Source organism: Phyllobacterium zundukense, assembly GCF_002764115.1.
Classification (GTDB): Bacteria; Pseudomonadota; Alphaproteobacteria; order Rhizobiales; family Rhizobiaceae; genus Phyllobacterium; species Phyllobacterium zundukense.
This window is the reverse complement of sequence record NZ_CP017945.1, coordinates 119,947-132,134: the sequence shown is the minus strand read 5'-3', so window position 1 is coordinate 132,134 and position 12,188 is coordinate 119,947. Positions and strand designations below refer to the sequence as shown.

Sequence of the window (12,188 nt, the reverse complement as noted above, 5' to 3'; positions counted from 1 at the left end):
CAGCGCGGCGGAATGCAACCGTCAACAACCTATGTGCAAGCGGGAGTAGAGAATCTTATGCGAGAATCACGATTTTTTGTCCGAGATTCGGTGATTTATGTGCAAGAATGGTGCGAATCTCTTTCAAATCTCTCCCAGATGGCTTCTGTTCCAAACTTTCCCTGCGACATACCAGCCGTCGACCACCGGGTGAGCGCCATGCTAAGCCGGACCACCCGCATCGAAATATTGGACATCGAAATCTCATGAGTCGACTCGACAGTTTCATCTTCCGCATGACGGCCCAACGCGAAATTCTCAATCACCTCAGCGGCCAGTTGAACGAACTGGGCGGACCCGTGCTCGAGCTCGGTCTCGGCAATGGCCGCACCTTCGATCATTTGCGCGAATGCTTTCCCGAGCGAAAGATCATTGTCTTCGACCGTGCTGTTGGCTCGCACAAGACCTCGACGCCTGATCCGGAAAATATGGTCGTTGGTGAGATCAGGGACACTGCTCAGAAGTTCATCGGCGTCAATGCTGCTCTCGTCCATGTCGATATAGGCACGGGTTATGACGAAAAGGATGCGATGACGCTAACCTGGTTACCGCAACTCATGGCTGGGCTCGTTGCACCGCATGGTTTCGCGGTCAGCGGCCTCGAGTTGCAGCATCCGCAGCTTGAACCGCTACCGCTTCCGCCGACGGTCGAGAAAGGCCGTTACTTCCTATATCGCCGTGTCGAATAGAAGTAGGTCGAACTGTTGCTCCGTGACAGGAATGTTTTTGACCTTCGCTGAAGTGATGTCGTCCTCTCGAAAGATCAGGCAGTCCTCGTAGAAGCGGGAAAGATAGTCGACGAAGTTAGCCGTTTGCTCCGGACCGTAGAAGACAGGTGAGAATTCCATATAAAGCGGGACCCTGCGCGCGAGCAGGCTTTCCATCGATCGGCAGGCAAGGGGCTCGTAGCCCTCGATATCCATCCAGACCAGCCCGACTTCATCCAATGTGGTGCCGGTGTCAGCAAGGATATTGCTGACAGGCCTGACTGGAACAACGATCTTGCGATCGGTCGCACTATGCCGAAACGCGCTGCTCTTGCCGTAATTGTTCCGATGCTGAAAAAAATCGAGCTGGCCTTCGCTCTCACCGGCAGCTGAATTGACGAGCGTCACCAAATCTTCAAGCTTGTTCTGGGCGATATTGGTTCGCAGCAGTTCAAAATTTCGCGGGTCGGGCTCGACGCTGACGATGCGTGAAAAGGCTGCACTCAAAGCGAAATAAACGGTCTGCGTGCCGATATTGCCGCCCAGTTCGAGCAGCGTGCTGACTTCGCGCAAAAGCTGCCGCTCCCGGAGGATGGCGAGCAGCCGATCGACATGATCCCGTTCGAAATTGCCCTTTCGGAAGATTTTCTTGCCGATATAGTCGGTGGGTGAAAAACTCATCATATGGTCGCCGCAATCGACGGTCATGGTCAGAACGCGGGGGCCTATCGCGTTGATCAACAGCTCGCGGCCATAGCGCGTGTCGAAGAACTTTCCGGCCAGGCGGTTTCTAAATTTGTGCAGTTGCCGACGGATCGACTTTTTTGCGAACATTGATTGAGCCTTACCCATCTACGCAGATAGCTCAATCCCATTATCAAAACGATGTAAAGTCAGTTCGCGTTGGTTGCGATAGGCTTGGAAGCACGCCAGTCGACAAGTGCCGCCAACAATGCGAGCGACGCCGGTATCAGCATCGTAATGAACAAAGCATGGATCGTACCTGACCGCGCAAGAAACAGACCGGCGATCGAAGCTATGAGCGCTGCGCCAGCGATGCTCATCGCGGCTGCCAATCCCAGCGGTTCCCGCGAGATCGGCATGCACGGAGAGCACGCCCGTGTTTGCCGCGGGCATGGTCAACCCATTGCCTATGCCGATGAACATGCAAGGTCCAAGGAAGCGAGAACGTGGGTGATGCCAAACATCGGCAAGCTCAGGCCAACCAACAGCCCCATGCAAGTCAGGAGACGCGCGACAACCGCACTGGCGGCTAAGATTCATTCACGTGTGGCCAACCATCGGTAAATCCTCAAGTGAATCGCGCACTCAATTCCTGGGGAATGATATAGACCCGCAGAGGCTCCGCCCGCCCGCGGATCGCAATCTCCTGACTTTCAAGTTCGTCGGTATTCGAACCTGCCAGAACGATTGTCGGTTCCGACACGACAACTGTTGCATCAAGTTCCTTGGCGACGGTTTCCAGGCGGCTCGCGACGTTGACCGTGTCGCCAATGGCGGTAAGGTTCTTCACCGATCCATAGCCCATGCGGCCGACGATAGCGGGGCCGCTGTGGATGCCAATTGCAACGCGAAGCGGTGCGGAAAGTTCGCCCGCCAGTTCGTCATTGAGCCGTTCGATTTCGCGTATGATTATTGCTGCGGCCTTGAGCGCATTGCGGCAGGCCTCTTCCGGCGAGCCGCTGAGACCGAACAGAGCCATGGCACCATCGCCGATGAATTTGTCCAGCCGGCCGCCAGACCTTTCCACAGCCTGACCAACAATGGCGAAATAGCGATTGAGCAGGAAGACGATGTCGTACGGAAGACGCGCCTCGGTGAGCATGGTGAAGCTTCGTATATCGCAGAAGAGGATGGCGATCTCCTGTTCCCGGCCCGGATTGGTTTGCTGACTGCCAACCGGAACAGTCGTGTCGATGCTTGGCGCAAGCAGCGGGACAACGCTGATGTTACTCATCGGATGAAGTTGGCAGGCTAGCCGCACACCAGGATCTGCGCCGATCCGGTTCAAGGTTGCCTGTTCCATCGATTCCGGCGGCGGCAATGCCGCCGCGCCCTCGACAACCTGGACACGGCAGGTGGAACAACGTCCCTTGCCGCCACACACAGCATAATGCGGGATGCCGCCCAGGCGGCTCGCCTCGAGCACGCTGAAGCCGCGCGGAACACGTACGGTTTCGCCTTCAGGATAACGAATTTCGATCTGGTTGGCGCGCTCGCGCCAGCTGCGGCCTGTACGCATGGCAAAGACGATCATCAAGGCACCGGCAAATCCGCCATAGAGCGAGTATTTGGCCATCTGAACCCGTTGCATCCGCGCTTCGACCGTCCCGTGGCTATATCCAGCCGAGCCAGAAGCCCTTGTAGAGCCACTGCCATAGCTGGATTGAACCGGCTCACTTTCGAGAATCCGTCCGGTGTCGGCAAAGCCAAGCAGGGCGAGGACCGGCAGGAGAATGGCGAATGTGAGAAGGATTGGCGCCGCCCTGTAATACCAGTCACGATAGCGCAGCCAGAAATGCACCCCGATACATCCGTGCGCCCAGATGACGATGAGTGCTATTGACTGACGCAAACCACTCATGGGGGACTCTATCCATAGCGTGCGTATGATAGCCTCGTAGCTATCCTGTAGCCCCATCATTTCGAAGCGCACACGCGTCGCTATGACATGATCGATAATGAGGAGGGGGATGAGCAGTCCAAGAATGACCTGCATTGCCTCGCGCATTGGCATGACGAGGGTGCGGTGCAAATAGAGCGATCGCATGACAAGCGTAACGTGCACGAATACCGCGCCATAGAGAAGAAAAGTGCCTACGGGATTGCGCCAGATTGCTGTGAACCACAGCCGTCCTTCCTCGTGAGGGAAATGAGGTTCAGCGCGTGATTGCTCAGATGCAATGTCACAAAGACCAGCATAATCAAACCCGAAACCAGTCGTGCCCTGCGCAGGGTTCGTTCGGAAGAGCGGGGCGCTGATGTGGCTGCTGTCATGAATACCTTGATTTATGTCGAATCAATTTAAGCGACGAATAATGATTTGGCGAGATGAACACTGTGTCCTGAATTGCTTGCTAGCGCTCGTTCGAAAAGATGGCTTTTTAAGCAGCGAAGATTGCGTCGGGGTATCAAATAATCGTTAGAACGGTTCAGCCTTGATTCGGTGCCTTGCAAATTTCAATGATAGCGTACATATTTCTGTACATAGGAGAGTTTCATGGCACAAGTTACATTCACGGAGTTGCGCAACAATCTTGCAACGCATTTCGACAGGATCGAAGCAGATCGCGTTGAGATGGTGGTGACGCGTCAGAATCATGATCCTATGGTCATTATTCCATTGTCAGAATGGGAGGGCATGAAGGAGACGCTTTATCTTCTCAGCACACCCGCGAACGCACGCCATTTGCGGGAATCGATTGCTGACGCCAATGCCGGCAAGCTTACGGAACGGGATTTGATTGAACCGTGAGGCTCACGTGGACCGAACGCGGCTGGCAAGATTACCTTTATTGGCAACAGATGGGTGACAAGATTCTCAAGCGGATCAATGAGTTGATCCGCGACACGGAGCGGCATCCATTTCAGGGTATTGGGAAACCAGAGCCTCTTCGCAATGAGATGTCGGGCTGGTGGTCCCGCCGCATCAACCATGAACATCGTCTGGTATATCGCGTTTCGGGAAAAGCCGATACGCAAGCATTGGAAATCACCGCTTGCCGGTTTCATTATGGAACCTGAGGGCTGACAAAGCGCATACATGGACATTGCCTTCTACGCACCCCTCAAATCGCCCAATCATCCGGTGCCATCGGGCGACCGGCAGATGGCGCGGCTGCTGATCGCCGCCCTGCGATTGGCGGGGCACAGCATTGAGGTTGCTTCGGAGCTGCGAAGCTTCACTGCCACGCCTGAGGCAGGCGGGCGTGAGCAGGTGGCGGTAATGGCCAAGCAGGAGATGAAGCGGTTGGCCAGCCACTGGCGCGGGGGCAACAAGCCCGATCTCTGGTTCTGCTACCATCCCTATTACAAGGCACCCGACCTGATCGGGCCGTCGCTCGCAGCGGCGCTCAACATTCCTTATGTGACTGCTGAAGCGTCCTGGTCCAAGCGTCGCAATGACGGGGGATGGGCCGGACTGCAGTCGCTCGTGATCGACGCCGTGCGTCAGGCGGCGGTGAATATCTGTTTTACAGAGCGGGATGAGTCGGGGCTTGCCGCTGGTGCTCCGGAGGCACGTCTGGCGCGGCTGCAACCGTTCATCGACGTTTCGGCATTTCGCGCTGAACCGGCGAAGCAGAATCCGCAGCGGCTGGTCACGATTGCGATGATGCGGCCGGGAGACAAACTCGAAAGCTACAGAATGCTCGCCGGCGCGCTGGCTCTCATCGATGGCAAGCCGTGGAGATTGTCGGTCATTGGCGATGGCCCGGCGCGGGACGAAGTGCGGGCAATGTTCGCAAGATTCGGCGATGACCGGATCGAATGGCTGGGTGAGAGGCAGGCCAGCGAGGTTGCGGACCTTCTCTATCAGGGCGGCACCTATGTCTGGCCTGGCACGGGCGAGGCTTACGGCATCGCCTATATGGAAGCGCAGGCCGCAGGGCTGCCGGTGGTTGCGCAGGCGACGGCCGGTGTACCGGAAGTGATCAGGGATGGCGTGACGGGTACGCTGACAGTAGCGGGCGATACAAAAGCCTATGCCGATGCCGTCGTGCAGATGCTCGATAATGACGAGCGACGCGCTGTGATGGGTCGCGCGGCGCGGCGCTTCATCCTGCAAGAGCGTTCGCTGGAGGTTGCAGCAAAACGGCTTGATCAATTGATACGGGACTATGCAGGGCGGGGCGGATGACGGACGATCAAATATGGCAGCCGCTGCGGGCCGAACTCGCGCGCTGGATTCATGCGAACCGCAGTGCCCGGTTCTGGCTGCGCGATGACGATGCTGTCAAACCGACCGATGCGCTGGAGCGGCTGCTGACGCTGGGTAAAGACTATGCCGTGCCGCTGACGCTGGCGGTGATCCCGGCGCATGTGGAGCAAGCGCTTTCAGAGCGATTGGTGGAAGAAGACAGTGTCACCGTGGCCGTGCATGGCTGGTCGCACGAAAACCACGCGCCTTCGGACGAGAAAAAGCAGGAACTTGGACCGCATCGGTCGCTGATTACGATGACAGGGCAACTCCGCGATGGCTTTGGACTGCTCGAACAGCAATTTTCAAAACAGCTTGTGCCGGTCTTGGTGCCGCCGTGGAACCGCATCGATCCGCTGCTCTTGCCCGAGTTACCGGGGCTAGGCTTTGAAGCCTTGTCGGTGTTCGGTCCGGCAAAGGCGAAACAGGCGGCTTTCCTGCCGCTGATCAACACGCATGTGGATCCGATGGACTGGCATGGCACGCGGGGCTGCCGCGATCATGGCGAACTGGTTGCGGCGATTGTCAGGGAATTGCAGCAGCGCTTTGACGGCAGCAACGAGCCGGTTGGCATCCTAACCCACCATCTGGTGCATGATGAGTCGGCTTGGGCGTTCCTGCGGGCTCTTTTCGCAGTGACGAGGGAAACACCGGGTGGCCGCTGGGTCTCGATCCGGGAGCCGCAAAACTTGCTCTAGAGGTCGATCACCTGAAAGTCGCGGGCAGCGAAAGCGCCTGAGAAACTTTTCTTCGCCAGCCGTTCGAACGCGTCGAGCTCGTCATCAGTCCGCGACGGCGCATGGTGGAACAGCGCAAGTTTGCCGATCTTCGCTGCCTCCGCCAGCAATACGCCGTGCTGCCAGGTAGAATGGCCGTAGCCGAACCTCCGCGGCATCTCGTCTTCCGTATAGGTGCAGTCGTAGACGACGAGGTCGGCACCCTTGATGAGTTTCATCACGGCAGGATCAAGTTTTCCGGCCTCGTGCTCGGTATCGTAGATCAGCGCCAGCACGCGGCCTGCCCATTCGATGCGATAGCCTATGCAACCGCCTGGATGATTGAGGCTGTCGGTGCGTATCTTGATGCCTTCAAATGGCGTGAGCACGTCGCCGGAGCGGAAATCGCGGAAGCCGAGACTGGCCTTGCAGATTTCGGGCTCGACGGGAAACCATGGCGGACGCATGAACTGCTTGACCATTTCGCGCGTGGTCATGATCCCGGCCAGATGCCCGGACCACAGTCGCACATTCATCATCGGATTGTATAACGGTGAAAAATAGGGAAGTCCGATAATGTGGTCATAGTGGCAATGGGTGAACAGGATATCGATATGGTCGATACCTTCTTGCGTTAAGGCTTCGCCTGCCTGTCGCACACCGGAACCTGTATCGAAGATCAGCCTGTGTTTGCCGCACTGGACTTCGATGCAGGCGGTGCTGCCGCCATATCGTGTGAATTCGGGCCCCGATACGGAAACGCTTCCTCGCGTTCCCCAGAATTTCACCCGAAATATTTCGTCGTTCATTATGCTCTTTACACCCAATTCCCCATTTTTAGGGGCATCGTAACCAAACTGCATTCGTTATGCGAGACTTGGATTTCGTTTTATTTGTCAATGGCGCAATAAAAACCTGCGCCAGACCATATGTAGGCGATAGCGATTTGTTTTTTAAGCTTTATGACAATCATCGGTACAAATGTATAAGTTCGCGAACCTGTTCACCCGGAATGCCTGATTCATGTCTTCTTCGAAATTCCCGCCGATTGCTGTCATTGCCGATGCGCATTTTCACGATCTCTATGGCGATTATGATTTTGACGGCATAGACATAGCCGGCCGCGGGATGACTGCGCGCCGGCTGACGGACACGGTGCGCTCGACCCGTGTGTTCAACGAAAGCTATCAAGCCTTGCGGGCGGCATTGGATACGGTGGTGGCGCGGGGAATAAGGCATGTCGTCCTGCTCGGCGACTATTCCGATGACGGCCAGGTGGCGACCCTCGCTGCGCTGCGAAAGCTGCTCGATGGCTACAGCCAAAACCATGGGCTCGTTTTCACCGCAACTGTCGGAAATCATGATATTTTTGGGCCCAAAGGCCGCCATCATGCCAAGCGCCTGCTCAATCAGGATGGCACCTATACGATCACCGCGAGTGACGGTGAATTCGTCGATGACGATGCGGACGGGATGGTCGTTACCAGCAAGATGTATTGCCCCGGCTATCCGGCGGGATTGCAGGCGCTGCCGGATATCGGCTTCTTTCGCAGGCAGACGGATCTGCATTGGGAAACGCCGTTCGGAACAGATGAAGATCCTGCGAAACGGCTCTATACGGTTCGCTCGGCCGACGGGCGGAACGTATACCAGCTGATGGACGCGTCCTATCTGGTCGAGCCCATAGCGGGCCTCTGGCTCCTGATGATCGACGCCAATGTATTCGAGCCACGCAATGGCGATTTTGCCGAAGGGGATGCCGGCGCCTTCGTCGATAGCACCAATGCCGGCTGGAACGCCATGCTCAAACACAAGCGCTTCGTGTTCGATTGGGCGAAGGATGTTGCAGCGAGGGCGCAGCGCGAGGGTAAGCAATTGCTGACATTCTCGCACTACCCGATGCTGGATATGCTGGATGGAACGGCCGATGACGAGCGTGCGCTGATCGGCAGGACGAGCTCGACTGAGCGCACGCCTTCGGGCGAGGTTGCCAGCGCCGTTATCGATGCGGGCCTGCGTACCCATTTCAGCGGGCATCTCCACGTCAACGATACGGCGCGGGCGCAAAAGGATAGCGGCTCGCTGGTCAATATCGGCGTGCCATCACTGGTTGCTTTTCCGCCAGCCTTCAAGGTTGTGACGCCAGGCGACAAGCTGCAGGTTGAAACCGTGAGCCTGGATCATCTTCCCATCGACCCGGCCATCAATGATCAGTACCGGATAGAGATCAATCTCACCGGAAAAAAGGTCGGCAGGATGCTGGATGCCGCCGATTACGGCGAATTCCTGTCGGAGCATGTCGATCAGCTGGTTATGCACCGGTATCTGCGGCGCGAGTGGCCGAAGGATATGGCGCGGATCATGCCGCAGCTCAAACTCGGCGACCTGCTTGCTCTCAGTCTGTGTGCGCAGCCAGTCGCCGTTGACGATGCCGTTGCAGTAATCCATGCGCAGCGCGCCCGCGACGATATGATGACGGCGATGCAGGCTCTGGCCGAAGCGAGCGGTATCACGATCGAACGGCTGGATGCGATACCGGTACTCGGCCTGCTCGGGGACTGGTACCGCTTACGCATGGGCAGTGAAATGGCGCTCGATCGCATTTCACCGGAGCGGCTTGCGGCCTACAGTTTCCTGATCGGCATCTATGCCGGTTCTGTTGCAATCGAAATGGGCGGTGCCCAGGAAAGTTTCGCGCGGATGCTGCGAATGATGGGCTGCTATCTTTCAGGCCTGCCTTCGCGCAATTTCACGGTGGATCTTGCGAGCGGGGAGGTTGTCGCTAGCCTCGATTGGTCAACGAGCCAGTCTTCGCCACAAAAAGCCTGAAGGCTTCCAGGGTTTCCGGGCTCACGTGATGTTCGATACCTTCGGCATCAATTCGTGCCGTTTCGACACTGATACCGATGGCGCACAGGAACGATTCAACGATGTGGTGGCGCTCGCGGCTCTGTTCTGCAAGTTGTTTACCCATATCGGTCAGGAAGATGCCCCGATAGCGCCGCTGTTGAATATAGCCGTCTGCAGCCAGCCGCTTCAGCATTTTCGCCACCGTCGGCTGGGCTACGCCAAGGCGCAGCGCTATATCGACCTGTCTGGCCTCTCCCCCATCTTCGATAAGATCAGCAATCAGTTCGACATAATCTTCGATCAGCTCAGTCCGGCGATTGTGACGGGTTCGCCGGAAACTCTCCATATGGGTGCTGGGGTCAACAAGCAAACTCTCGGAATCGCTGCGCGTGCTGTCATCGGGATTCATATGGTCTTCACTTCCGTAAACTTTTTTGACGCCGGATTGCCTAAGATAGCCCTGGCTATTTTTTCATCATATCCGACAAATTTCTACACTGAGGAAAAATTTTGAACCGATCGGGGAGGCGGGAACAGGTGAAATATAGCACTTGCTATAATATGAGTACGATGCTTTAATTCATTTAATTTGCTAATCGGAGCGGGACTGCATAATGCTGAAATGGGTAGAGACGAAACTGAGCAGGCGGCGTCTGTTGGAGGGGAGCATTGCGACGATCGGCGCATCAGCCATCTGTTCCAGCACTTCGACGGCGCAGGACGTCCATCGTAATCACGGCGGTCCAACACCGAACGTCGATGCTGCGGCATCGGCGCATAGGTCGGCGCATGGTGCGATGATCACTGTCGGCTCGGTCGATAATGTCCGCAACGGCTTCGATCCGACGGCAATGCTGACAGATTGGTACACTGGCGTCGTCAGCGAACTTCCAGACGGCCGAAAACAGCGCAGCTTCGAGATCACGGTCGAAGAAAAAGAAATCGAAATTGCGCCAGGTGTTATGTTCCCGGCCTGGACCTATAACGGCCGGGTACCTGGGCCTGCACTCCGGGCAACTGAGGGCGATCGCCTTAAGATCACACTCAAGAACAATGGATCGCACCCGCATTCCCTGCATTTCCATGGGATCCATTCGGCGCGGATGGATGGTGTTCCCGGCGCGGGTGTTATCGAGCCGGGCGAAGAGTTCGTCTATGAGTTCGACGCAAAACCATTCGGCTGCCATCTTTACCATTGCCATGCCCTGCCGCTGACCAGGCATCTTCACAAGGGCATGTATGGCCTGTTTGTGATCGACCCTGATCCAGCCCGGCATCCGGAACACGCTGACGTTGCACAATCACGGCTTCTTGGTTCGCCTGAAAATGCGCAGTGGCAGGAACTGGCCATGGTCATGAACGCGTTCGATACGAATTTCGACGGCGAGAATGAATTCTACGCGTGCAATACGATCGCTCATTGCTATGCCAAGGAACCAATCAAGATCGACCGCAACCGTCCCGTTCGCATTTATCTGGTCAATATCACCGAGTTTGACCCGATCAACTCGTTCCATCTGCATGCCAATTTCTTCGACTATTACGATCAGGGAACAACATTGACGCCTACGCTGAAGACCGTCGACTTGATCATGCAGTGTCAGGCGCAGCGCGGCATCCTCGAGTTTACTTTCAAGGAACACGAGCCTGGCCTCTACATGTTCCATGCCCATCAATCAGAATTTACAGAACTTGGCTGGATGGGCATGTTCGATGTCTCGGAGACGCTGTCATGATGCACGAACCTGTCAACGGTACCCCGTCGCGCGCGTCAGCATCGTCGGGATTGTCGCGTTTATTCTGGTTGCTCGTTCCCGTTGCCGTTCTGGCAGCGGCAATCGTCTGGTTATTCCAGGCGAACCCGCTCCAAAGTTTCAACAACGGCGCACCACCAGTCGAAAACCTGACCATCGAGCGAACGATCCTTGACCACAACGGATTGCAGTTGCTCGTTCGTGCCGGGGGCTCCGACCCGATGATGATTGCCCAGGTTCAGGTCGATGATGCCTATTGGGAATTCCAGCAAAACCCGCAGGGCCCGATTGCGAGGGGCGATACAGCCTGGATCAGCTTGCCTTTCCCGTGGGTGCTTGGCGAGACGCACAAGGTCAATTTTGTCACAAATACCGGAGCGACGTTCGAGCATGAGATCGCCGTAGCAGTGCCAACACCGGTCGCCACGTCCGGAAGCCTCTGGTCACAGGCCATTCTCGGTGCATTCGTTGGAATTCTGCCTGTCGCCATCGGCCTGATGTGTTATCCGGCGCTGCGCGGTGCCGGTCCCGGAACGATGACGTTTCTTTTGGCTATGACCGTTGGTCTTCTCGCATTCCTGCTGGTAGACACCCTGGTTGAAGCGCTTGAGTTTGCAGAAAGGTCCGCTGCAATTTTCCAGGGCAGCGTCATGGTCGTGCTCGTCGCTGTTGCCAGCTTCCTTGTGCTGATGAGTATAGGACGCCGGCACGGAACGCCGACGGGCCTCGCTTTGGCGACATATATCGCTCTTGGTATCGGTCTGCACAATTTCGGCGAGGGATTGGCGATCGGTGCGGCGTTCACTGCAGGCGCGGCTGGATTAGGAACGTTTCTTGTCCTCGGTTTTACCTTGCACAATATCACCGAAGGTATCGGAATCGCGGCGCCGATATTGAAGAAAAGTCCGACGCTAGCCTCATTCGCAGGTTTGGCACTGTTGGCCGGAGGACCCGCCGTTGTCGGAATATGGGTTGGCAGTCTGGCATACGCGCCGCAATGGACCGCAATTGCCCTGGCAATCGGCGCAGGAGCTATTGCTCAGGTCATCGTCGAGGTCAGCGCCCTCATCGTCCGGTCGCGCGGTGCCGGCATTTCCGCCTTGCTTGCGCCTGCAACATTTGGTGGGCTGGCTGCTGGAACGGCCTTCATGTACATCACGGCAATGCTGGTCAAAATCTGAAT

Annotated in this window: 11 protein-coding genes and 2 pseudogenes; 8 read left to right on the top strand and 5 right to left on the bottom strand. The window is 56.6% G+C overall.

The features are described from left to right. The first annotated feature begins 245 nt into the window (after nt 1-245). Entirely contained in the window at nt 246-728 is a 483-nt protein-coding gene (locus tag BLM14_RS30475) for a class I SAM-dependent methyltransferase (protein WP_100003801.1), read from the top strand. On the opposite strand, the gene BLM14_RS30470 is transcribed toward BLM14_RS30475, so the two are convergent. The 3 genes and pseudogenes from BLM14_RS30470 to BLM14_RS30460 form a co-directional block, all read right to left on the bottom strand. Then, a complete protein-coding gene (locus BLM14_RS30470) occupies nt 708-1,580 on the bottom strand; it encodes an FkbM family methyltransferase (RefSeq protein ID WP_100003800.1) in 873 nt (290 codons plus the stop codon). The genes BLM14_RS30475 and BLM14_RS30470 overlap by 21 nt on opposite strands. Nucleotides 1,581-1,639: 59 nt before the next feature. Further along, a pseudogene (locus BLM14_RS30465) lies at nt 1,640-2,008 on the bottom strand (Bcr/CflA family drug resistance efflux transporter); the annotation flags it as partial. A 50-nt stretch (nt 2,009-2,058) separates the two neighbouring features. Beyond that, a pseudogene (locus BLM14_RS30460) lies at nt 2,059-3,764 on the bottom strand (adenylate/guanylate cyclase domain-containing protein). A gap of 223 nt (nt 3,765-3,987) precedes the next feature. Here BLM14_RS30460 and BLM14_RS30455 point away from each other — a divergent pair. The 4 genes from BLM14_RS30455 to BLM14_RS30440 are packed head-to-tail and all read left to right on the top strand — an operon-like array spanning nt 3,988 to nt 6,383. After that, on the top strand, nt 3,988-4,242 hold the full coding sequence (locus tag BLM14_RS30455; protein ID WP_100003799.1) for a type II toxin-antitoxin system Phd/YefM family antitoxin: 255 nt from the start codon (nt 3,988-3,990) through the stop codon (nt 4,240-4,242). After that, entirely contained in the window at nt 4,239-4,511 is a 273-nt protein-coding gene (locus tag BLM14_RS30450; protein WP_100003798.1) for a Txe/YoeB family addiction module toxin, read from the top strand. The genes BLM14_RS30455 and BLM14_RS30450 overlap by 4 nt, the downstream gene beginning before the upstream one ends. 19 nt (nt 4,512-4,530) lie before the next feature. Then, on the top strand, nt 4,531-5,625 hold the full coding sequence (locus tag BLM14_RS30445; RefSeq protein WP_100003797.1) for a glycosyltransferase family 4 protein: 1,095 nt from the start codon (nt 4,531-4,533) through the stop codon (nt 5,623-5,625). Further along, nucleotides 5,622-6,383, top strand: coding sequence for a polysaccharide deacetylase family protein (locus BLM14_RS30440; RefSeq protein ID WP_100003796.1), 762 nt, complete (start codon nt 5,622-5,624; stop codon nt 6,381-6,383). The genes BLM14_RS30445 and BLM14_RS30440 overlap by 4 nt, the downstream gene beginning before the upstream one ends. Here BLM14_RS30440 and BLM14_RS30435 read toward each other — a convergent pair. Next, on the bottom strand, nt 6,380-7,210 hold the full coding sequence (locus tag BLM14_RS30435) for an MBL fold metallo-hydrolase (protein ID WP_100003795.1): 831 nt from the start codon (nt 7,208-7,210) through the stop codon (nt 6,380-6,382). The two genes, BLM14_RS30440 and BLM14_RS30435, sit on opposite strands and share 4 nt — an antisense overlap. Nucleotides 7,211-7,424: 214 nt before the next feature. On the opposite strand from BLM14_RS30435, the gene BLM14_RS30430 reads away from it, so the two are divergent. Continuing rightward, the gene (locus BLM14_RS30430; protein ID WP_100003794.1) at nt 7,425-9,230 is read left to right on the top strand and encodes a metallophosphoesterase family protein; all 1,806 of its coding nucleotides are present in this window, start codon (nt 7,425-7,427) and stop codon (nt 9,228-9,230) included. Here the strand turns inward: BLM14_RS30430 and mntR are convergent. Then, nucleotides 9,184-9,597, bottom strand: coding sequence for a manganese-binding transcriptional regulator MntR (gene mntR / locus BLM14_RS30425; RefSeq protein WP_237143767.1), 414 nt, complete (start codon nt 9,595-9,597; stop codon nt 9,184-9,186). The two genes, BLM14_RS30430 and mntR, sit on opposite strands and share 47 nt — an antisense overlap. 268 nt (nt 9,598-9,865) lie before the next feature. On the opposite strand from mntR, the gene BLM14_RS30420 reads away from it, so the two are divergent. Next, nucleotides 9,866-10,987, top strand: a complete 1,122-nt coding sequence (locus BLM14_RS30420) for a multicopper oxidase domain-containing protein (protein WP_100003792.1) — start codon at nt 9,866-9,868, stop codon at nt 10,985-10,987. Continuing rightward, complete coding sequence (locus BLM14_RS30415) at nt 10,987-12,186, top strand: ZIP family metal transporter (RefSeq protein ID WP_100003869.1); 1,200 nt, start codon at nt 10,987-10,989, stop codon at nt 12,184-12,186. Before BLM14_RS30420 ends, BLM14_RS30415 begins: the two co-directional genes overlap by 1 nt. The last annotated feature ends 2 nt before the right edge of the window (nt 12,187-12,188 follow it).

Excerpts from the sequence above, each read along its gene's own strand:
- BLM14_RS30440 (WP_100003796.1), top strand. The coding sequence starts at position 5,622 with ATGACGGACGATCAAATATGGCAGCCGCTGCGGGCCGAACTCGCGCGC.
- BLM14_RS30415 (WP_100003869.1), top strand. The coding sequence starts at position 10,987 with ATGCACGAACCTGTCAACGGTACCCCGTCGCGCGCGTCAGCATCGTCG.
- BLM14_RS30455 (WP_100003799.1), top strand. The coding sequence starts at position 3,988 with ATGGCACAAGTTACATTCACGGAGTTGCGCAACAATCTTGCAACGCAT.
- BLM14_RS30430 (WP_100003794.1), top strand. The coding sequence starts at position 7,425 with ATGTCTTCTTCGAAATTCCCGCCGATTGCTGTCATTGCCGATGCGCAT.
- BLM14_RS30435 (WP_100003795.1), bottom strand. The coding sequence starts at position 7,210 with ATGAACGACGAAATATTTCGGGTGAAATTCTGGGGAACGCGAGGAAGC.
- BLM14_RS30470 (WP_100003800.1), bottom strand. The coding sequence starts at position 1,580 with ATGTTCGCAAAAAAGTCGATCCGTCGGCAACTGCACAAATTTAGAAAC.
- BLM14_RS30445 (WP_100003797.1), top strand. The coding sequence starts at position 4,531 with ATGGACATTGCCTTCTACGCACCCCTCAAATCGCCCAATCATCCGGTG.
- mntR (WP_237143767.1), bottom strand. The coding sequence starts at position 9,597 with ATGGAGAGTTTCCGGCGAACCCGTCACAATCGCCGGACTGAGCTGATC.
- BLM14_RS30475 (WP_100003801.1), top strand. The coding sequence starts at position 246 with ATGAGTCGACTCGACAGTTTCATCTTCCGCATGACGGCCCAACGCGAA.
- BLM14_RS30420 (WP_100003792.1), top strand. The coding sequence starts at position 9,866 with ATGCTGAAATGGGTAGAGACGAAACTGAGCAGGCGGCGTCTGTTGGAG.